This window comes from Halopiger aswanensis, from assembly GCF_003610195.1.
GTDB classification, from domain to species: Archaea; Halobacteriota; Halobacteria; order Halobacteriales; family Natrialbaceae; genus Halopiger; species Halopiger aswanensis.
This window is the reverse complement of the sequence record NZ_RAPO01000003.1, coordinates 726,110-745,746: the sequence shown is the minus strand read 5'-3', so window position 1 is coordinate 745,746 and position 19,637 is coordinate 726,110. Positions and strand designations below refer to the sequence as shown.

Annotated in this window: 17 protein-coding genes; 8 read left to right on the top strand and 9 right to left on the bottom strand. The window is 66.8% G+C overall.

The annotated features are described in order from the left end of the window. Positions 1 to 19 precede the first annotated feature (19 nt). Complete coding sequence (locus ATJ93_RS17630) at positions 20 to 2,206, bottom strand: heterodisulfide reductase-related iron-sulfur binding cluster (protein WP_120245953.1); 2,187 nt, start codon at positions 2,204 to 2,206, stop codon at positions 20 to 22. 179 nt (positions 2,207 to 2,385) lie between these two features. On the opposite strand from ATJ93_RS17630, the gene ATJ93_RS17625 reads away from it, so the two are divergent. Then, a complete protein-coding gene (locus ATJ93_RS17625) occupies positions 2,386 to 2,976 on the top strand; it encodes a conditioned medium-induced protein 4 (RefSeq protein ID WP_120245952.1) in 591 nt (196 codons plus the stop codon). A 96-nt stretch (positions 2,977 to 3,072) separates the two neighbouring features. Next, positions 3,073 to 3,777: a CRISPR-associated protein Cas4 gene (locus ATJ93_RS17620; protein ID WP_120245951.1), complete on the top strand. Its 705-nt coding sequence runs from the start codon at positions 3,073 to 3,075 to the stop codon at positions 3,775 to 3,777. 42 nt (positions 3,778 to 3,819) lie between these two features. Here the strand turns inward: ATJ93_RS17620 and metX are convergent, their stop codons facing one another. From metX to ATJ93_RS17605, 3 genes are all read right to left on the bottom strand, one after another. Beyond that, entirely contained in the window at positions 3,820 to 5,031 is a 1,212-nt protein-coding gene (gene metX / locus ATJ93_RS17615) for a homoserine O-acetyltransferase MetX (RefSeq protein ID WP_120245950.1), read from the bottom strand. Next, positions 5,028 to 6,365, bottom strand: coding sequence for an O-acetylhomoserine aminocarboxypropyltransferase/cysteine synthase family protein (locus ATJ93_RS17610; RefSeq protein WP_120245949.1), 1,338 nt, complete (start codon positions 6,363 to 6,365; stop codon positions 5,028 to 5,030). Before ATJ93_RS17610 ends, metX begins: the two co-directional genes overlap by 4 nt. A 229-nt stretch (positions 6,366 to 6,594) precedes the next feature. After that, the gene (locus ATJ93_RS17605; RefSeq protein ID WP_120245948.1) at positions 6,595 to 6,849 is read right to left on the bottom strand and encodes a hypothetical protein; all 255 of its coding nucleotides are present in this window, start codon (positions 6,847 to 6,849) and stop codon (positions 6,595 to 6,597) included. A gap of 384 nt (positions 6,850 to 7,233) precedes the next feature. Between ATJ93_RS17605 and hisB the strand changes: the two genes are divergently transcribed. Next, complete coding sequence (hisB, locus tag ATJ93_RS17600) at positions 7,234 to 7,827, top strand: imidazoleglycerol-phosphate dehydratase HisB (RefSeq protein WP_120246053.1); 594 nt, start codon at positions 7,234 to 7,236, stop codon at positions 7,825 to 7,827. Positions 7,828 to 7,850: 23 nt separating this feature from the next. On the opposite strand, the gene ATJ93_RS17595 is transcribed toward hisB, so the two are convergent. Then, the gene (locus ATJ93_RS17595) at positions 7,851 to 8,663 is read right to left on the bottom strand and encodes a hypothetical protein (RefSeq protein ID WP_120245947.1); all 813 of its coding nucleotides are present in this window, start codon (positions 8,661 to 8,663) and stop codon (positions 7,851 to 7,853) included. 112 nt (positions 8,664 to 8,775) lie between these two features. Here ATJ93_RS17595 and ATJ93_RS17590 point away from each other — a divergent pair, with 112 nt between their 5' ends. Continuing rightward, complete coding sequence (locus ATJ93_RS17590) at positions 8,776 to 9,279, top strand: amino acid-binding protein (RefSeq protein ID WP_120245946.1); 504 nt, start codon at positions 8,776 to 8,778, stop codon at positions 9,277 to 9,279. Between the two features lie 47 nt (positions 9,280 to 9,326). Here the strand turns inward: ATJ93_RS17590 and ATJ93_RS17585 are convergent, their stop codons facing one another. Beyond that, the gene (locus tag ATJ93_RS17585) at positions 9,327 to 9,704 is read right to left on the bottom strand and encodes a DUF7522 family protein (RefSeq protein WP_120245945.1); all 378 of its coding nucleotides are present in this window, start codon (positions 9,702 to 9,704) and stop codon (positions 9,327 to 9,329) included. Positions 9,705 to 9,888: 184 nt separating this feature from the next. On the opposite strand from ATJ93_RS17585, the gene ATJ93_RS17580 reads away from it, so the two are divergent. Then, positions 9,889 to 10,509: an IMPACT family protein gene (locus tag ATJ93_RS17580; RefSeq protein WP_120245944.1), complete on the top strand. Its 621-nt coding sequence runs from the start codon at positions 9,889 to 9,891 to the stop codon at positions 10,507 to 10,509. Between the two features lie 62 nt (positions 10,510 to 10,571). Here ATJ93_RS17580 and ATJ93_RS17575 read toward each other — a convergent pair whose 3' ends face one another. From ATJ93_RS17575 to ATJ93_RS17565, 3 genes are read right to left on the bottom strand one after another with little or no spacing between them, the layout of a single operon-like run. Further along, on the bottom strand, positions 10,572 to 13,304 hold the full coding sequence (locus tag ATJ93_RS17575; RefSeq protein ID WP_120245943.1) for a TRAP transporter permease: 2,733 nt from the start codon (positions 13,302 to 13,304) through the stop codon (positions 10,572 to 10,574). A gap of 6 nt (positions 13,305 to 13,310) precedes the next feature. Next, on the bottom strand, positions 13,311 to 13,862 hold the full coding sequence (locus ATJ93_RS17570) for a DUF1850 domain-containing protein (RefSeq protein WP_211334085.1): 552 nt from the start codon (positions 13,860 to 13,862) through the stop codon (positions 13,311 to 13,313). Between the two features lie 36 nt (positions 13,863 to 13,898). Continuing rightward, a complete protein-coding gene (locus ATJ93_RS17565) occupies positions 13,899 to 14,975 on the bottom strand; it encodes a TAXI family TRAP transporter solute-binding subunit (RefSeq protein WP_120246052.1) in 1,077 nt (358 codons plus the stop codon). A gap of 315 nt (positions 14,976 to 15,290) precedes the next feature. Here ATJ93_RS17565 and ATJ93_RS17560 point away from each other — a divergent pair, with 315 nt between their 5' ends. From ATJ93_RS17560 to ATJ93_RS17550, 3 genes are all read left to right on the top strand, one after another. Further along, complete coding sequence (locus ATJ93_RS17560) at positions 15,291 to 17,396, top strand: S9 family peptidase (RefSeq protein ID WP_120245941.1); 2,106 nt, start codon at positions 15,291 to 15,293, stop codon at positions 17,394 to 17,396. 114 nt (positions 17,397 to 17,510) lie between these two features. Continuing rightward, positions 17,511 to 19,292 (top strand): DUF2339 domain-containing protein, encoded by a 1,782-nt coding sequence (locus ATJ93_RS17555; protein ID WP_120245940.1) that lies wholly within the window; start codon positions 17,511 to 17,513, stop codon positions 19,290 to 19,292. Positions 19,293 to 19,348: 56 nt separating this feature from the next. Next, complete coding sequence (locus tag ATJ93_RS17550; RefSeq protein WP_120245939.1) at positions 19,349 to 19,546, top strand: YgaP family membrane protein; 198 nt, start codon at positions 19,349 to 19,351, stop codon at positions 19,544 to 19,546. Positions 19,547 to 19,637 lie beyond the last annotated feature (91 nt).

Below are 19,637 nucleotides of genomic sequence, written 5' to 3'. Positions count from 1 at the left end.
TCCAGCCTCCAGCCGAGCGTCAGTCCGCAGCGACCTCGAGTCGCGCGTCTTCGGTCTTTCCGATCGCCTCGACGAGTAGTTCCGCGACGTCGACGATCTCGATCTCGTCCTCGAAGTCGCCGGTTTTGCGGCCGTCCTCGTACATCGTCATGCACATCGGACAGGCGACGACGAATTTCTCCACCGCCGCGCCGGCCGCGGTGTCTTCGAGCGCTTCCCGCAGGCGCTCCTCGCTCGGCTTTGGATCCTCCTCGAAGTCCATCCAGAGCCCGCCACCGCCGCCGCCACAGCAGAACGAGTCGGCGCGGTTGCGCGGCATCTCCGCGAGTTCGCAGCCGGTCGCCCGGATGAGTTCGCGCGGGGCCTCGTACTCGTCGTTGTACCGTCCGAGGTGGCAGGGGTCGTGGTAGGTGACGGTGTACTCGAGTTCGTCGCCGTTCAGGTCCAGCCGGCCCTCCCGAACCAGTTCCTCGACGGCCTGCGTCCAGTGATAGACCTCGATTTCGCCGTCGGCGTTCCAGTCGTCGGTGTAGTCGAACGGCATCATGGGGTCGTCGGCGAACTCCTCGAAGTCGACCTCCGGGTACTCGTTCTTGAACGTGTTGTAGGAGTGGGGGTCGGTGCAGACGATCGTGTCGAACTCGCAGTCCTCCCAGGTCTCGACGTGGTGGCCCGCTAATTCGACGTAGAGGAACTCCTCGCCGATCCGTCGAACGTCGTTACCGTCGTACTTCTCGTCCTCGAAGAGGATGCCGAAGCTGACGTCGGCTTCCTGTAGGATCGTCGCCAGCGACCGGGCGACCCGTTTGTTGCGCTCGTCGTAGCTCGGATAGTCCCCGACGTACCAGAGGTAGTCGACCTTCTCCTCGCGGGCATCCGTGATGTCGAACTCGAGGTCGTCGGCCCAGTCGGCGCGATTGCGCGGCGCGTTCCCGAACGTGTTGCCGTTCTGCATCACGTTCTGGAAGACGTCCTGGACGCTCGAGTCGACGTCCCCCTGATCGGTCATCTGGCGCTGCAGGCGGGTAAAGGACTGCAGGTGCTCGATTTCGACCGGACAGGCGTCCATGCAGGCCATGCAGGCCATACAGGACTCCATGGTCTCGGTGTCGGTGGCCGACGTGCCGCCGTCCGCGATGATCGGCTGCGGTTCGGCGCCGGCCTCGCGATCTTCGCGGTACGACTTCAGGTCGAGGATGACGTTGCGCGGATCCAGCGGCCGGTCGGACGCCTTCGCGGGGCAGACCGAGGAACAGCGGCCGCACTTGGTGCAGGCGTCCTGATCGAGCAGTTCCTTCCAGGTGAAATCGTCGAGGGATTCGGCGTTGGTCGCGTCCAGATCGGCGGGAACGTTGGGGAGTCGCCGCCCTGCCTTCTCGTCGCGCGTGACGACGTTCGCAAAGGAAGAGAGCATGTGGAACGGCTTTGCGTAGGGGATCCACGCGATGAAGAAGAACGCGAGCAGCGAGTGGGACCACCACGCGAGCCAGTGGAGGTTCTCGGCGTTCAGGCCGGCCGCGTTTACTCCGGCCTGCTCGGGACCGAGCGTCGCGAGCCCGGCCGCATCGAACGCGAGCGCCATCCCGTAGGCGACGAAGCTGACGGCCTCGTGGTCCGGAATCCCGGCGCTGTAGACGCGCAGCCCCTCGAGCAGGAAGCCGCCGACGCCGAGGCCGAACAGCGTCCAGATGAAGAGATCGTCCTCGCTCGAAGTGTGGCGACCCCAGAGGCGTTCGTTGCGGACCCAGTAGCGGCGGTAGATCGCCATCCCGAGACCGACGACGAACAGCAGGCCCATCGCGTCGACGACGAACTGGTAGGCCAGGTAGAAGTCCCCCTCCCAGAAGTGCCCCTGGACGATCGGCTTGTAGACGTAGCCGTCGACCGCCAGGATCGACGTCGCGATAAACAGCGTCAGGAAGCCCCAGAGGATGAAGGCGTGCATCAACCCGCCGTAGAGGTCCCGATCGAACTGCTTCTCGTTCGAGAGGACGATCTTCGCCGCAGCCAGCGTGCGCGACGGAAGGTCGTTCAAGCGAGCGAACGGGTCGTCGTCGCCGGCCGCGTACCGGGCGAATCGCCGGTAGACGCCGTACAGGAAGACGGCGATCGCGATCGCCGTCAGGAGGTAGAACACGGCGTACTCCGTGGCGCTGATGCCCCAGTAGGTCTCCCGCGCGACGTCCGACTGGGCGATAACGTTCATAGTCAATTACCCGGAAGACTGGACCTTAATTCTTGTCCCGATTGCAACCGGTTTATCCCGTCGCTGTCGTGCGAAAATTCGAAACCATTTTCGAGTTTCCAACGGTTCTACACGGTCGATTTCTCGCCAACGCTATCTGGCAACAGGCTTAAATAGCCGCCCGTCGGGAGTGTCCACGCATGAACGAAAAAACGGAGGAACTGCGGGATATCTTCACCGACGTCACCGACGGGGAGGAGACCGTCACGGAGTCCCAGGAGAACACGCGGGGTTCGCTCGAGCGGGACGAACAAACCGACGAGGAGCGCCTCGAGAACGTCATCACGCAGATGCGCGAGCGCTACGAGTTCGAGACCGACCTCTCGAACGACGAACTCAGCGAGGTCGCGAAGGCGTTCTACGACGACGAGAGCGACGCGGCGATCGCCGAGGAACTCGGCGTCGACGCCGACGAGATCTTCGAGGCCCGAATGTCGCTGCACCTCGTCCGCGACGACGACGCCGACGAAGTCGACCTCACGGCGATCCGCGGCCGCGAGGAGGACGACGCGACGCTGGCCGCGGAGTACGACGTCAGCGAGGCCCAGATCCGCCGCTACCGCCGCGTCGCGGAAGCCGAGGACCAGTCCCGGACGGCCAACGACCGCTACCGCGACGAGTTCGACAGCATCCTCGCGGACGCCGAACTCTCCGAGCGGATGACGACCGACGTTCGCGAGGACGGCCTCGAGGACGCGACCGAAGGGATGGAGACGGACGTCGACTTCTAACGATTCGACGGGCTACTCCACTTCGGCTCGGTTCGACGGTGACGAGCGCGCGGTATCGGCCGCGCGTTTTTGTACGAAGGGGCGGCCAGACGCCCCGTGTCCCGCTCGCTCGTCTCGTTTAGCGATCTTCGAACGGCGGCGTACTGTCCGCGGAAGTGTTACTACCGGCGCACCACCGACGACCAGCGACGGCCACCTCCGGACGTCGAGGCCGTCCGCGACCTCGCGACGCGGTACGACGAGTTGCTCGAGGCGCCATCGACCGCCCTCGCCGACGAACCGATCGCTATCCCGGCCGCGCAGTACCGGAAGACGCTCGGGGCGACCCGGGAGCGACTCGAGACCGGCGACGACTCAGGGGACGAACGCGACCACTGGCGCCGTCTCTGTGCACCCGCCGATCGAGACGTGCTAGCCACCGGCCGGGACTGTCGGGGGATCGTCCACAAGGTGCTCGAGGATCCCCTCGAGCCGGTGCTCGTCTCGACCGGCGAACCGCCGGACCAGGGCGTCTGGGATCCCCAGTCGGTCCACGCCGTCGCGGCCGCGAAGGCGCTGGCGTGGGAGCACGAGACGGCGGTCGACCGGGCGTGGCTCGAGTACCCGGCTTACGGGGTCGTCCGCTCGGTCGCGTTGACGACGCGACGCAAGGCTCGCTACCGGCGGGTGCTCCGGACGGTCCGCGAGATGGACGGGCCGCCGGCGCGCACGACCAACCGCACCAAGTGCGAGGGCTGCGAGTTCGCCGACGACTGTGGCGTTCGAACGCGAACGCTGCGGTCGTTACTCGGGTTCGGATAGGTGCGAGCGCACGGCTCGAGGTCGGCTCGACCGGTTGACCGGTTACTTGGAGAAGAGACTCGTGTGAACCGGTGCGAATCCATCGGAATCGGCGGATTCGGGCTCCGCCTCGGTGTCGGTGATCGTGCGGCCCGCGAGTCCGGTCTCGAGCAGTTCGGACAGCGGCGGGCCGACCTTCTCGGGTTCGACGAGGAAGGCGTCGTGGCCGTGGTCGGACTCGATGACGTGGTGGGCGACGTCGACGTCGGCTTCGCGGGCGGCATCCGCGAGGGTTTCGGACTGGTCGACGGTAAAGTGCCAGTCGCCGGTAAACGACAGCAGGAGGAGTTCCCCCTCGAAGGCAGCTAAGGCGTCGGCGTCTCCCTCGTAGCCCGCCGAGAGGTCGAAGTCGTCCATCGCGCGGGTCATGTAGAGGTAGCTGTTGGCGTCGAACCGGTCGACGAACTTCTCGGCCTGGTAGTCGAGGTACGATTCGACTTCCCGGTAGGGGAAGAAGGCTGCCGCGGGGTCCGGCGGCTCCTCGCGGACCGTCTCGCGGCCGGCCGACCGGCGGCCGAACTTGCGGGCCATCGAGGCCTTCGAGAGGTACATGATGTGACCGATCTGGCGCGCGCGCTCGAGGCCGTCGTCGGGTTCCGGGCCGCCGTAGTAGTGGCCGCCGTTCCAGTTCGGATCGCTGGTGATCGCCCGCCGAGCGACGGTATCGAGCGCGAGACACTGCGGATCGAGGCGGGCGGCGGAGGCGACGACGCCGGCGCGGTCCACGTCGTCGGGGTAGCGACGCAGCCAGTCCAAGACGTTCATCCCGCCGACGCTGCCGCCGACGACGGCGTGCAGGCGGCCGACACCGAGTTCGTCGAGCAGCTGTCGCTGCGCGCGGGTCCAATCCCCGACCGTTACGGGCGGAAAGTCGGTGCCGTAGGGCTCGCCCGTCTCGGGGTTCTCGCTGGCCGGGCCCGTCGTCCCGTAACAGGAGCCGGGGGCGTTCGCACAGACGACGAAGTACTCGGTCGTGTCGATGGCCTTCCCGGGGCCGACGACGTCGCCCCACCAGGCGCGGGCCTGACCCGCCGTGTCGCCGCCCGCGTCGGGTCGTCGCGCGACGTGTGCGCTGCCGGTCAGGGCGTGACAGATCAACACCGCGTTGTCGCCGGTGAACTCGCCGTAGGTCTCGTAGGCGACCTCGAGCGAGGAGATCGTCTCTCCCGAAAGGAACTGGAACGCCCCGAGGTCGACCGTGTTTTTGGTCGTCACGGTGTGTCACCCGCCGTCTCCCGTGTGGCTGCCTCGATCGCCTGCTCGAGATCGGTGAGGATGTCCGTCGGATCCTCGATGCCGACCGACATCCGAATCAGATCTTCCGTCACACCCGCCTCTTCGCGTTCCTCGGGTGTAAGCTGCCCGTGAGTCGTACTCGCGGGGTGGATGACGAGCGTCTTCGCGTCGCCGATGTTCGCGAGGAACTGCGCGACCTCGACGTTCTCGCAGAACGCCTTGCCGGCCTCGTACCCGCCTTCAAGCCCGAACGCGACCATCCCGCCGAAATCGTCCAGATAGCGAGTGGCGTTGTCGTGGGTCGGATGGCTCTCGAGGCCCGGGTAGGTGACCCAGGCGACGTCCGCGTGGTCTGCGAGGTAGTCCGCGACGACGGCGGCGTTTTCGCAGTGCCGTTGGACCCGCAGGGGCATCGACTCGAGTCCCTGCAGCGTCTGCCAGGCGTCGAACGGGGACTGCTGGTTGCCCAAACTGCGCAGCGACCGGAAGCGGACGGTCTCGGCGAACGGCGCCTCGGGGAAGTCCCGCGAGAAATCGACGTCGTGGTAGGCGTGGTTCTGGCCGGCGATCTCGTCGTAGCCGTGTGCACCCCAGTCGAAGGAGCCGCCGTCGACGAGGACGCCGCCGACGGTCGTCCCGGAGCCGTGGAGCCACTTGGTCGTCGACTCCCAGACGACGTCCGCGCCGTGCTCCAAGGGCCGACACAGGGCGGGCGTCGCGAACGTGTTGTCGACCACGAGCGGGACCCCGTTGTCGTGGGCGATCGCCGCGACGCGCTCGAAGTCGGGCGTCACCAGCGACGGGTTGCCGATCGTCTCGACGTGGACGAAGGCGGTGTCCTCGTCGATCGCGTCCTCGTACGCGTCGTACTCGAGGGTCGGCACGAACCGCGCCTCGATGTCGCGGCGCGAGGCGGTCTTCGAGAAGTAGGCCGTCGTCCCGCCGTAGGTGTCGGTCGAACAGACGACGTTGTCGCCGGCCTCGGCGAGCACGAGCGTCGCCGAATCGAGCGCGGCCATCCCGCTGGCCGTCGCGACCGCGCCCGCGCCGCCCTCGAGTGAGGCGAGGCGCTCCTCTAAGGTGTTGACCGTGGGGTTGCTGATCCGCGAGTAGATGTAGCCGTCGTCCTCTAAGGCGTAGCGGGCGGCGGCGGTGTCGGCGTCGTCGAAGACGTAGGAGGTGGTCTGGTAGATCGGCGGCGCCATCGCCCCCGTCTCGGGATCGGGGTGCTGTCCGGCGTGGACGCTTCGTGTTCCGAGCCCCCGCTCGGAACAGTCCGACTCGTCGGTCCCGTCGCTCGCGTCGTCGCTCATGTTTAGTATGCATACTACTCCACGCACATATGCGCCGCAGTAACGGCAAAATCCGCTGACCGTGGGTTCGAGTCACACGGCGCAACGAGTACGTCGGTCGGTGGCCGCGAACACCGGACTGAGTCCTGGAGGGCGACGAAATCGAACGGTGGAGGGCCGTGGAGGTGTGGAGGGCGGAGCCGGACGACAGGACGGAATCGGCAAGCGCCACCGCACGCGGCCGAGTGGACTACTGATTGTAGCCGTGGCCGACGTACAGCGCGAGCACGTTACCCGCGAGCAACGCGAAGAACGTGAAGGTGACGCTCGGATCGCCCAGTCCCTGTGCGAGCAACGGGAGATGGATGAAGGGGAGGGCGATCGCAACCCAGAACGAGAGGAACTGGGCGGGACCTTTGAGCGAGTGGAGGACTCGTCGGTGTCGGTCCGTCTCAGGGCTGGACGGACCGATCGATTCGTTCGAGAGCGGGGAGTGGTTTGACATCGTCGTCGGTTCACCTCTGCGTAGGACAGACATTCACTGCGGACATCATATAAGGGGCCGAACATTGGCGTCGTTTCGGTTCGTTTCACCGCGTTAGCCGGCAGTGAATCACTATTCGAAACGCTTTGAGATTCCGTCTAAAATTTTAAAACACTCTCTCATCCCGTATCTTCGCTTTCGGCTGACTGTCCGCTCGAGGGGAACAGTGAGGCACCAAAATGGACTGGGATCGTAACCGATCAGAATGGGGACACACGACTGCGGTCGCCAATGGTCAGTGGTACCCTATCGGTAACAGAGAGCGTCGGTTCGATGGTCCTTGAGCGCGGCCGACGACCGCTGCCGAGCGCAATCCCCTTGTACCGTCGCTCCGATCGGACCGACATGAGCGAGCGAACGGCGACCGTAACCCGCGAAACGGCTGAGACGGCCATCGAGTGTACGATCACGATCGACGGGGACGGAACGGCCGCGGTCGACACCGGTATCGGCTTCTTCGATCACATGCTCGAGTCGGTCGCCAAACACGGCCTGTTCGACCTCGAGGTCGACTGCGACGGCGACCTCGAGATCGACGACCACCACACGGTCGAGGACGTCGCGATCGCGCTCGGGCAGGCCGTCGACGAGGCGCTGGGCGATCGGTCGGGGATCGTCCGCTACGCCGATCGGCGCGTCCCGCTGGACGAGGCCGTCGCGGGCGCCGTCGTCGACGTCAGCGGCCGACCGCGGTTCTACTTCGACGGCGAGTTCTCCCAGGACTCGATCGGCGGGTTCACCAGCGACATGGCCCGCCACTTCGCCGAATCGCTGGCGATGAACGCCGGACTGACGCTGCACCTCGAGGTGACGGGCGAGAACGCCCACCACGAGGTCGAGGCGCTGTTCAAGGCGCTGGCGCGGACGCTCGACGACGCGACGCGGATAGACGAGCGCCGCGAGGGGACGCCGAGCACGAAGGGGACGCTGAACGAGTAACAGGCGTCGGCTATCGAGACGAGTTAGGCCCTGTGTAACGCCCCGTTGCGCTCGACGAACTCGTCGTTCTCGATCGCGTGGTCGATGATCGCATCGACGGCTGTCGGCTCGAGGTCGTACGCGCCGGCTGCCAGTTCGGCTGCGTCGGCTCTGGCGACGGGGAACTCGCGGTTGCGAAGGAGCCGAATTACTTTGCCGTAGGCTCGTGGCGGGCGGTTCGCGCTCTCGTGGTTCGCGTCGGCGGTCTCACTCCCGTCACTCGAGCCGGAGTCGGCGTCCGATTTGGACGGATGCGCTGTTGTCTCGGTTGATTCGGTGGTATCGGCGGATTCGTCTCCGGATTCGATAGCCGTATCCGGATCCGACTGACCCGCACTCGAGTCGGCGATGGCCGCTTCGTCGGTCTCGAACGTAATCCCTGGCTCCGACTCCGATTTCGACTCCGAGTCCGACGCCGGTGCGTCGGCGGACGTGTCGGCAGCGGCGTCAGCGGTCGCGCTCGAGTCGCCTCCGGATTCGGAGATCGTCGCGTTCGGGCTGCTCGTTCGCTGGCGTTTTTGCGTGGTTTCGTCGGCCGCTGCGACGACGGGTCCCGAGTTCGAATCCGCGTTCGTATCGGAATCCGAACCCACGTCGGCACCGCTGCCGGCGGCCGTCGATGCCGCGCCGGCACGGGCGAGCAACGGCTCGAGCAGGGTCTCGAGTTGCGCCTTGCAGTCCCCACAGAGGACGACGCGGCGCTGTTCGGCCTCGGTCGGCTCGAGTTCGGGCGGGACGACCTCGAACGCGCCGACCGCCTCGGCGTCACAGAAGTCACAGCTCCGGAGTGCGCGCATGGGCACCGATAGACGCCGGGCGGGTAAAAACGTCCGTCAGACGGGTACAGCGACGGCGGCCAACCACCGACCATTATACGCTCGCCCCCGTACACCCGGAAAGAATCGACGAATGTTCGACGAAATCATGGAGAAGTTCGAGGGGTCGCCGAGCCAGCAGGCGGTGATCCGGCTGCTCCTCGAGCGCGGCTTTTCGGTCAACGACGAGGGACGGGTCGTCTCGGGCGGCATCGAAATCCCGAACACGGGCATCGCGCGGGAGATCGACGTCGACCGGCGGGTCGTCGACTCGACGACGGACGTCATCCTCGAGGATCCGGAACTGCGGCGGATCTTCCAGAACATCTCGCAGGTGCCGAGCCTGATGGATCTCGCGCCGGTGCTCGATCTGACGGTGCTGACGATCACGCCCGACAACGCCGAACAGGAGGGCATCGTCGCGGGTATCACCGGCACGCTGGCCGACAACGGCATCTCGATCCGCCAGACCATCAGCGAGGATCCGGAGTTCACCGACGAACCGAAGCTCTACCTGGTCACCGACCAGGAGCTGCCGGGTGACGTGATCACCGAGATTCGGGACCTCGAGTACGTACGGAAGATCGAACTGCAGTAGGGCTCGGCGGTGGCGGTAGCGGCAGTGTAATGCGGTCGGCTCGGGACTCAGGCGTCGTCGAGCACCTGTTTGAGCGCGCTCGTGAGTTCCTCGAACCGCTCCATCGACATGTCGTCGGTCGTCACCCAGACGCCGTGCTCCCCGCGGATGACCCGCGAGAGGTAGCCGTTCTCGAACATCCGAATCGTCGCCTCGTAGTCGCCCAGTTGCGTGTTGCGGTAGGCCGACTGCGAGCGAAAGCCCATCCGTTCGTGTTCGGCGAAGCCGACGAGGTCGGCGGTCTGCTCTAAGTCCGATCGGAGGTAGAGTTGGTCGACTGCATCCTCGCTGAAGTACGTGACGCTGCGGAGTTCGTCGCCGACCGTCGTTCGGCAGACGGACATGATTTCGTCGGCCAGTTCGGGATCGGTGTCGATGTCGTCCATGCGGGCCGATAGCACGGCGATGACGATAAAAGGTGAGCCAGAGTTGAAGGGATCGGGGTCGACGGCTAATATTGGTGACCACTGGGACGGCCCCGACGCCGCGAGCGCGGGACCGACGGTCTCTTTTCGAGGGCGAGCGTAGGGTCGCTATGGTCGAGACGCGGGAAAGCGGCGGTGGGAGAGCGTGAGCCGAACGTTCGAGACGATCGCCGAGCCCGCGACCGCGGAGTTCGTCGTGCAGGGCTCGGAGTTCATCGGCCACGCCCGACCCGTCGACTCCGTCGACGCCGCGGAGGCGTTCGTCGCGCGGATCCGCGAGGAGTACGCCGACGCCACCCACAACGTCCCCGCCTACCGGGTGCGGGCCGACGCCGACGGCGAACTCCTGCGGGAGTACTCGAGCGACGACGGCGAGCCCTCCGGCTCCGCGGGCAAGCCGGCGCTGAACGTCCTCGAACAGCGCGACCTCGAGAACTGCGCGGTCGTGGTCACCCGCTACTTCGGCGGCACCGAACTCGGCGTCGGCGGGCTCGTCCGGGCCTACTCGCGGGCGGTGAAGGACGCCGTGGACGCGGCCGGCGTCGTCGAGGAGCGCCCCCACGAGCGGGTGTCGGTCACCGTCGAGTACGACGACTCCGGTACTGTGCGGGGCATTCTCGAGAGCGAGGGCTACGAGTTCGACGCCGACTACGCGGCCGACGTCACCTTCGACGTGCGCGTGCCGCTCGAGGAAGCCGACGCGCTGCGGGATCGGCTGCGGAGTGCGACGAGCGGACGGGTCGACCTCGGTAAAGCCGACGAGTAACTGATTCTACGGCGACGATCGAACGGAGAAAACAGGGACGCGACGAGCGGACGGCGCGCCGATCAGGCGTCGCTCGCCGTCGGGGCGGAGAGATCCGACTCGCTCTCGTCGGCCACGCGACGGTTCCGGGCGGAGAGTCCGACGAGTATCGCCAGCCCGACGGCGCGAAGCGATACCGTGAGGGGGAAGATCGTCAGCGCCGCCGGAATACCGAACAGTTCGATCACGCCCTCGAGGACGAGCAGCGGGATCTCCGGCACCATCAGCAGGATCGACGCCACCGAGTAGCCCGCCCGCTCGAGTTGGGAGACGGCCGCGTACTGGTAACCGATGATCGTCACGCCGAGGGCGTAGACCCCGAGGAACATGCCCAGGACCGGGATCACGACCTCGGGGACGAAGAAGCCGAGATCGGCGACGTCGGACAGCGACATGACGCTTTGGGTCCAGCCGTCCTCGCCGCGCTGGAGCAGGAGGATGCCGGGCGAGAAGACGAAGGCGAACGGCACCAGGATCTTGTTCAGCGAGAGCAGGAACGCGGTCGACGCCGTCTTGAGTTCGTCGGCTTTGGCGACCCCCGCACCGGCGAACGCGGCGACGGCGACCGGCGGCGTGACGTCCGCCATCAGCCCGAAGTAGAGCACGAACAGGTGCGCCGCCAGCGCGACGATGCCGGCCTCGACCAGCGGCGTCTCGAGCATCGCGATGAGGATGATGTACATCGCGGTGGTCGGCATCCCCATCCCGAAGATGATCGAGGCGACGCCGGTCAGCGAGAGCAGCAGGAGCATCGAGCCGCCGCTGACGGTGTCGATGAGCGCCGCGAGGTTCGGGCCGAGCCCGGAGACGCTGATGACGCCCGGGACGACGCCCGCGGCGGCCACGGCGACGACGACGGTCGTCGCGGTTCGCGCGCCCGAGTCCATCGATTTCAGGACGAACGTGATGAACCGGAAAGCCGTGTTCGAGCCAGCCCGGGACAGACCGAGCGTCGTCGCGGTCCGCTCGGCGGCGTCGTCGACGTCGTCCTCGAACTCGAGCAGCGGCGATTCCGAACTCGGACGGGCGAGCAGGACGGCGAGGCTGACGAGGACCGCGATCGCGCCTAGATCGCCGAACGCGGCGGTCGCGGCGGCGCCGACGGAGAGCGGTTCGGCCGCCGACCCAGCGTCGATTCCCGCCTGTATCGTCCCCGCGATCCCGGTGCCGGCGACCGCGTACGCCGCCGTCTGTGCGAGGTAGACGGCCGCGATCGTCCCGAGCAGCGGGACGCGGGTTCGGTCGTTGTATGCGGCAACCACTGCGATCAGGGCGGTGATCGCGACGATCGTGTACCAGCCGGCGCGGCCGATCGAAAGCCGCGCGACGATGAGGAAGTACAGCAGGAGGACGATCGGAATCAGGTAGAACCAGCCCTCACGGAACCGCGAGCTAACGGCGGGGAGTTCGTCGCGGGGCAGGCCGCCGATACCGCCGCGGACCGCCTCGAAGTGGACCATGATCCACATGCCGAAGAAGAAGGCGATTGCGGGCAGTGTCGCGGCGACGATGACGTCCGCGTACGGGACGCCGAGGTACTCGACGATCAGGAACGCGGCGGCCCCCATCACCGGCGGCAGCATCTGGCCGCCCGAGGACGCCGAGGACTCGACCGCACCGGAGAACTCGGGGGAGTATCCCGAGCGTTTCATCAGCGGAATCGTGAACGCCCCCGTCGTCACCGTATTCGCGATCGACGACCCCGAGAGCATCCCCATGAAGCCGCTCGAGACGACGCTGGCCTTGGCGGGGCCGCCCTGTCTGGTCCCGGTCAGCGAGTACGCCAGATCGATGAACCACTTCCCGGCGCCGCTCATCTCGAGGAAGGCGCCGAAGAGGATGAAAATGTAGATGTAGCGGACGCTGACGGTGACCGGCGTACTCATCACGCCCGCCTCGACCGTGTACCAGAGGTTGTAGACGATGTTCCCCCACGTGTCGGGCTGGATCGCCAGCGAGCCGATCGGCGAATCGCGAGGGACGAGGTACCCCCACCGAGCGTAGACGATGAAGAAGCCGACCAGCCCCATGAGCAGGGGGCCGAGCGTCCGCCGGGTCGCCTCGAGCACCAGCAGGAGTCCGAGGACGCCGACCAGGAACGCGTAGGAGACGTCGTCGAGCGGAATTCCGACGGCGCCGAGGCCGGTCGCGAGCGGCTCGAGGATCGGGCTCACGAACCGGTGGGTGTACACCTCCTGAACCGGGCTCGAGGCACGGATGCCGAAGATCGGAATCTGCCGAATCTCGTCGAACTGGGTCACGATGTAGTGCATCGGCAGCAGCGAGAGGAAGATCAGGACGACGTCGACGGGCGTGATCCGGCGCATGGATCGATCGACGAACGCCCAGCGCACCCCGTCGCCGAGCCGTTCGACGAGCCGGGTCAGCGCGCTGTCGGGGCCGAATTGATCGCGAGCGGCGGGTTCGATCCGGCCGAGCCGCCTGGAAACCGGCCCCCGGCCGCGGGTCGGCGGAAACAGCAGAAACGCCAGCACCAGCGCGAAGGTGACGTGGATCGCGTTGATCTGGAGTTGCTGCAGTTGGCCGAAGCCGACCTCGCCGACGTACGGAAGCGTCGCCGAGAACGTTCGCCCGCGGGCGGCGAGCCACAGCTGGAACGCCGAGAACGTGATGGCGATGAGTCCGACGAGACCGGCGACCAGCCCGCCGAGCGTTCGCCGGCGCTGGACTTCCTGTAAGATCTCTTCCTGTTCTTCCTCCGAGAGTGCGTCCGTATTAGGCGTGTCTACGCTCATATCTGGTCAGCGATGGGTGGTAATCGAGTCGAGCGCGCGAATCGGATCGAGCCGGTGGTCGGTCGATAGCGGCGCAGACAGTTGCTCGGAGAGGCTGCGTTCGGCTACCGAGAGCACCACCGGCCCGTCCGAGCGGGCGACTAAGTCGTAGCGCTCATTGCCGACGACGAGTTCGTGGCCGGCGACCGATCCCGGGACGACGTTCAGGTTCGCGTACGACTCGTTCGAATAGACGACGAAGCCGTCCGACGTCTCCTCGATCGGACCGCTGGTCGGCAGCCCCGCACCGTGCGAGGAAAAGACCATCCGATCCATCCGCAGTTCCGTCCCGTCGACGACGTAGATGTCCTCGACGGTCGTCTTCTCGACGCTGTGCGTGTACGAGAGCGTCACTTCGGTCCCGTCCTCGACGGGAACCTCGAGCACCGGTTCCCCGGTATCGGCATCCGTGACGACGAGCGTTTTGTCGTCCGCAGCGGTCGCAACGGCGATCGCTGACGCGCCGAGAACTGCCAGTACGAGGAGGACAACGACGACGTGTCGACGGGTTACGTTCACGGTCAAGAGATGAAAGGGTGGACTCCCGAACCGGAGTTAGTTGAAGTACGCTTCGGCGCCGGGGTGGAGGTCGATCGGCATGCCGTCCTGTGCCGTATCGGCGCTGATGAAGTCGGCCTTCTGCGTGATCTGGTCGGTGTTGTCGAAGATCGCGGTCGTGACCTCTTCGACGATGCCCTCGTCGACACCCTCGTGCGTGGCGATCATCGCCTGCACGGAGACGGTCTCGACGTCCTCGTCGACGCCGTCGTACGTGCCGGCGGGGACGGTGTCCTCGGCGAACCACTCGGCGTCGCTCATGATGCTCTCGCGGACGTCGCCGGAGACCTCAACCAGCGCGATGTCCGAGGTCGTCGCGAGCTCCTCGATGGAGCCGACCGGCCACCCGCCGACGACGAACGCGGCGTCGACGTCGCCGTCGCGGATCTGGTCGGCCGCGGTCGCGAAGTCGGCGTTTTGCTCCTCGAAATCCCCTTCCTCGATCCCCGCGGACTCGAGGATCTGCAGGGCGTTGACCTGGGTCCCGCTGCCGAGGTCACCGGTGTTGATCGTCGCACCGTCGAGGTCCTCGAGCGTCTCGATGCCCGAGTCGGCCTGCGTGATGACGTGGATCGTTTCGGGGTACAGCGTCGCGACGCCGCGGATGTTCTCCATGGCGTTGCCCTCGAACTCCTCGAGGCCGGTGCCGTTGACCGCGAAGTACGCGATGTCGTTCTGGATCAGCGCGAAGTCGGCCCGTTCGCGGTTGAGGCTGCCGACGTTCTCGACGCTCGCACCCGTCGACTGGACCTGCAGGTCGTGGGGCGTGTGCTCCGAGACGATGCTCTTGAAGTCGCCCGACAGCGGGTAGTAGGTACCGCCCGTCCCGCCGGCGTGCCACGAGAGGATCTCCCCGCCTTCGTCGGGGTTGGCCTCCTCGAGGTCCTCTTCGCCGTCGCCGTTACCGCTGTCGTTGCCGTTGCCGCTGTCGCCGTTTCCATTGCCGCTTCCGTTGCCGTCGCCGTTTCCGTTACCGTTGCCTTCGGCATCGTCACCGATACACCCGGCGAGTCCAGCTAGTCCAGCAATCCCACTTGCAGCGATGAACCGACGCCGATTGATGTCTTGCACCATATCAGCCATATATCCATCATTATATTAATAGAGTCTTCGATTTACCTTTGAGATACGTACTATTTCCGAGTTTTTCCTATCAAACATATCCTTTATATTTAATGAATAAGAATAAACAGGCTGGCCCGTTCTCGACCCGCAGCAGCGTCGTCGTGCACATTGTTCGTCGGAAGTGGCTTTAAGCCTCGGAAATGTTGCCTGAATATTCTCCGGTGGTAGTAAAGATCGGTTCCTCGCGGGAGACGACCTAACTTCAGGGCGTGAAATCACCACTGTACCCGAACGCCTTTCAGACGGCCGCTATTCCCCGCTGATATGAACGGTATTACTGCGAGCGATTACACCGACCTCGCACACGCCGAGGACCCCCGCGTCTCGCCCGACAGCGAGCGCGTCGCGTTCGTCCGCCGCGTCCCCGATGACGACGAATCGTACACTGCGACGGTGTTCGTCGTCCCGGTCGGCGGCGACGAACCGACGCAGTTTACGGCCCGCGACGGCGTCGACAGCCAACCCCGCTGGCACCCCGACGGCTCGTGGCTCGCGTTCGTCAGCACTCGCGGCGAGGGTGACCGCCAGCAACTGTGGGTCGTCCCGACCGACGGCGGCGAGGCCCGGCAACTCACGGCCGTCGTCGGCGGCATCGGCAGCCTCGAGTGGAGTCCGGACGGCTCCCGCTTATGTTTCAGCCAGCGAGTCACGGCAGCCGACCGCGAGGACGGCCGCGACCTGGCGGTCGATCCCGACTACGAACCCGACGAGCCCGATCCGCGCGTCATCGACCGGCCCATCTACCGGGCCGACACCGAGTACTTCGACGGCCGTCGGAGCCACGTCTACGTGCTCGACCTCGAGGCGGCGCTCTCCGACGGGCCGGCGCTCGAGGACGGCGACGAAGACGACGGCGAGGCAATCACCCGCCTCACCGACGGCGACCGCGACTACATCGCACCCACCTGGGGCGACGACGAGACGGTCTACTACGCGAGCAAGGTCGGCGAAGAGCCCGAACCCGACGACTCGCTGCGGTACGAACTGTTCGCTCACGACCTCGCGACCGACGACCGCGAGGCGTTCACCGAGACCTCGGGCTGGCTCGGGCCGGACTCGCTCGAGGCGACCGCGGACGAGCGAGTAGCCTTCGAGTACACGCCCGAAGAGCAGGCCTCGATGCGCCAGACCGAGATTCGCGTTCACGACCGCGTAGATGGTACCGAGACCACGCCGACGGCGCCGCTCGATCGGACCGTCGGCCACCGCTGCAGTTTCACCTGGGCGCCCGAGGGCGACGACCTGTACTTCACGACGCCGGACGAGGGATCGCGCGTTCTCTGGTCGGTGCCGGGCGACGCCGAAGCCGACCCGAAGCGGATCTACGGGGAGGGCGCGACCGTCGAGGACTTCCACGTCGGTCGGGACGCGGTCGCACTCGTCCAGAGCGAGTGGGACCACCCCGGCGACGTCTTCGTGACGACCCGCGGCGGCAACGAGCCGCACCGTCTGAGCCGCGTCAACGGCGACTACCTCGCGGAGCGGGCGGTCCGCCAGCCCGAAGAACTGTGGTTCGAGAGCGAGGACGGCGAAGAAATTCAGGGCTGGCTGCTCACCCCGCCCGAGTTCGACGCCGACGCTTCTCCGGGCGAAACCTACCCGCTGCTCGTCGAGATCCACGGCGGCCCCCACGCCCACTGGACGACCGCGGGGACGATGTGGCACGAGTTCCAGACGCTCGCGGCGCGGGGCTACGCCGTCTTCTGGTGCAACCCGCGGGGCTCGACGGGCTACGGCGAGGCCCACGCGACGGCCATCGAGCGCGACTGGGGCGAGGTCACGCTGACCGACGTGCTCGCCGGTGTCGACGCGGTCTGTGACCGCGAGTACGTCGACGACGACGAGGTCTTCGTCACCGGCGGCAGCTTCGGCGGGTTCATGACCGCCTGGGCGGTCGGCAACGCCGATCGGTTCACGGCGGCCGTCTCCCAGCGCGGCGTCTACGATCTCACCGGCTTCTACGGCTCGACGGACGCGTTCCACCTCCTCGAGGGTGATTTCGACACGACGCCCTGGGAGGAACCGGAGTTCCTCTGGGAGCAGTCGCCGGTCGCTCACGTCGCCGAGGTCGAGACGCCGACGCTCGTCCTCCACTCCGATCGCGACTACCGGACGCCCGCGAACACCGCCGAACTGTTCTACCTCGGACTCAAGAAACACGGCGTCGACACCCGACTCGTGCGCTATCCGCGGGAGGGCCACGAACTCTCGCGCTCGGGGGAACCCGCCCACGTCGTCGACCGCCTCGAGCGGATCGCCCGCTGGTTCGACGGCTACTCCGACCACCACGAGGCGCCGCTGGCACTCGATCGCGACCGGGACGCGGGGCTTTCGGCCTCGAGCGACTCGGCGGGACCGGACGAACGGTAGTCGCGAGTTCGACCGGAAACGAAGGGGTTCGGGAGTCGGACCGGATCGCCGAGCGCACCGAAGACCAACCTGTCACTCCAGAATGTTTTTCAGCCGACGCTGAGAGAACCGACTATGAGCGACGACGATGACGACCTCGCGGCGGAGGTACGGCGACTCCGGTCCGAGGTCGCCACCCTCCGGCGTCGCGTCGCCGACCTCGAGGCAGCGGTCGACGGAGAGTCCACAGCGGCGACGCGGACCGATCGCGACGCGGTCGACGACCGCGCCGATCGAGCGCCGTCGGACGAGACGACGCCGCGCGAGGACGACACAGCGGCTCACGATCGAGAACAGGAGCGCACGCAGAACTGGGAGCGCGACATCGGCATCAAGTGGCTCGGACTCCTCGGCGGAGCCGCGCTCGTCGCCGGCGTGGTGTTCTTCGTCCGGCTGGCCATCGAAGCCGGCCTGCTCGGTCCGCTGGGTCGCGTCGTCGCCGGCACGGTCGCCGGCGTGGCGCTGTTCGCCGGCGGTCGATTTGCCGCCGAGCGACAGGGCTACGTTCGCTGGGGGCAGATCGCGGCCGGCGTCGGGCTCGCGATCGCGTACTTCAGTTGCTACGCGGCCTACGGCTTCGAAGCGTATCGGACGGCCCTGGGAACGCCGCTGTGGGCCGTCCTCGCGGCGCTGACGATCCTCGTCGCCGGAACAGCGGCCGTGTCGGTCCGCGACGGCGCGCCGATCGTCGCCGGCGAAGCCTTCCTGTTCGGCTACGGGACGGCGTACCTCGGCCTCGAGGCCGAGACGTTCGTCGTGACGCCCGCCTACGCGTTGCTGCTCGCAGTCGGCCTCGTCGCCATCGCCGCGGTACGCCCGTGGTACCGGCTCGTCCTCGCCAGCGTCCTGCCGACGTACGGACTCGTCGCGGTGTGGCGCGCCGAGACGGAGCCGGCGGCGTCGCTCGCCGCCGCAGTCGTCGTCGCTGCCCTCGGAATCTACCTCGTGGGCGGCTACGTTCTTCGCCGAGCCGACGCGGACGGTCGCTGGTATCGCCCCCAGATTGGCGCACTGACCGTCCTCAACGCCGGAATCGGGGCTGTCTTCCTTGAGGACATCGTCACCGAGTGGGTTCCGGAAGCGCCGCTCGAGGGAGTCGCACTCGGCGCCGTCGGCCTCGCGCTCGTCGGCGTCTACGCGATCACCGATCGCCGGCCGGTGCGACGGGACGAGGCAGCCGGTGCCCTCGCGGTCGTGTTGCTCGGGGGCGCCGTCGTGCTGGCAGCGGAGCCGTTCGGGGCGACCGTCGGGCTGCTCGCGCTCCTCTGCGGCTCGATTTTCGGGGCCGACCGAACGGATGCTCCGGCGTTCCGCACCGGCGGCCATCTCGTCGCGCTCGGGACGGTCGGCAAACTCCTCGCCGTGGACGCCGCCGAACTCCCGGCGTTCGACACCGGTGCGCCGCTGGCGACAGCAACCGGCCGACCGGTCGCGTTCGCGCTCGCGGTCGCCGTCTTCTACGGTCTCGCCCTACGGTTCCGCGGCGAAACGATGACGACTCCGCGGACCGGCGACTCGGTGCCGGTTGCCGCGCCGTACGCCGTGGCCGGCACCGGGCTGACGGTCGTCGTTCTGGGACTGGAGCTTTCGGGTGCCGGCGTCTCCGTCGCCTGGGCTGCCTTCGGCCTCGCGCTCGTTACCGCCGGCCTTTCGGTCGACGTTCGCGGACTCCGGTTCCAGGGGATGGCCGTCCTCGGGCTCGTGACCGCGAAGGTGTTTCTGTTCGACATGCAGGGACTCGATGCGATCGCTCGAGCGCTCGCGTTCCTCGTCGTCGGGGCGATTCTGCTGGCTGCGTCGTACGCGTACGCCCGGTGGCAAGGCGAGGACCCGCTTCGTCGGCTGACCGGCGAGTAACCGACGGCTCCCGTCTTCGGGGACACTACTACGTACACCGCAGCCGTCGATTCGGTATGGACAAGAACGTCGGCGGCCTCGACCGAGCGATGCGAACCGTCCTCGCGGTCGCACTGTTGGTGTTCGGCTACCGGAACCGGGATCGGACGCTCGGCACGCTCGCGTTCGTCGTCGGCAGCGACGTGCTCGCAACGGCGCTCATCCAGCGGTGTCCGGTGAATGCGCTGTTTGGAATCGATACCTGTTCTGAATAACGCGCTCGAGGCGCCGAGTAACTCGAGGACGGCAAACGACGTCGCACCGTCGGATTCGCGGCGAGGAACCGTGTCACACGCCACCGATACG

Excerpts from the sequence above, each read along its gene's own strand:
- ATJ93_RS17555 (WP_120245940.1), top strand. The coding sequence starts at position 17,511 with ATGAGCGACGACGATGACGACCTCGCGGCGGAGGTACGGCGACTCCGG.
- ATJ93_RS17595 (WP_120245947.1), bottom strand. The coding sequence starts at position 8,663 with ATGCGCGCACTCCGGAGCTGTGACTTCTGTGACGCCGAGGCGGTCGGC.
- ATJ93_RS17550 (WP_120245939.1), top strand. The coding sequence starts at position 19,349 with ATGGACAAGAACGTCGGCGGCCTCGACCGAGCGATGCGAACCGTCCTC.
- ATJ93_RS17575 (WP_120245943.1), bottom strand. The coding sequence starts at position 13,304 with ATGAGCGTAGACACGCCTAATACGGACGCACTCTCGGAGGAAGAACAG.
- ATJ93_RS17610 (WP_120245949.1), bottom strand. The coding sequence starts at position 6,365 with ATGAGCGACGACGCGAGCGACGGGACCGACGAGTCGGACTGTTCCGAG.
- ATJ93_RS17560 (WP_120245941.1), top strand. The coding sequence starts at position 15,291 with ATGAACGGTATTACTGCGAGCGATTACACCGACCTCGCACACGCCGAG.
- ATJ93_RS17585 (WP_120245945.1), bottom strand. The coding sequence starts at position 9,704 with ATGGACGACATCGACACCGATCCCGAACTGGCCGACGAAATCATGTCC.
- ATJ93_RS17565 (WP_120246052.1), bottom strand. The coding sequence starts at position 14,975 with ATGGTGCAAGACATCAATCGGCGTCGGTTCATCGCTGCAAGTGGGATT.
- ATJ93_RS17605 (WP_120245948.1), bottom strand. The coding sequence starts at position 6,849 with ATGTCAAACCACTCCCCGCTCTCGAACGAATCGATCGGTCCGTCCAGC.
- ATJ93_RS17630 (WP_120245953.1), bottom strand. The coding sequence starts at position 2,206 with ATGAACGTTATCGCCCAGTCGGACGTCGCGCGGGAGACCTACTGGGGC.
- ATJ93_RS17625 (WP_120245952.1), top strand. The coding sequence starts at position 2,386 with ATGAACGAAAAAACGGAGGAACTGCGGGATATCTTCACCGACGTCACC.
- ATJ93_RS17590 (WP_120245946.1), top strand. The coding sequence starts at position 8,776 with ATGTTCGACGAAATCATGGAGAAGTTCGAGGGGTCGCCGAGCCAGCAG.
- hisB (WP_120246053.1), top strand. The coding sequence starts at position 7,234 with ATGAGCGAGCGAACGGCGACCGTAACCCGCGAAACGGCTGAGACGGCC.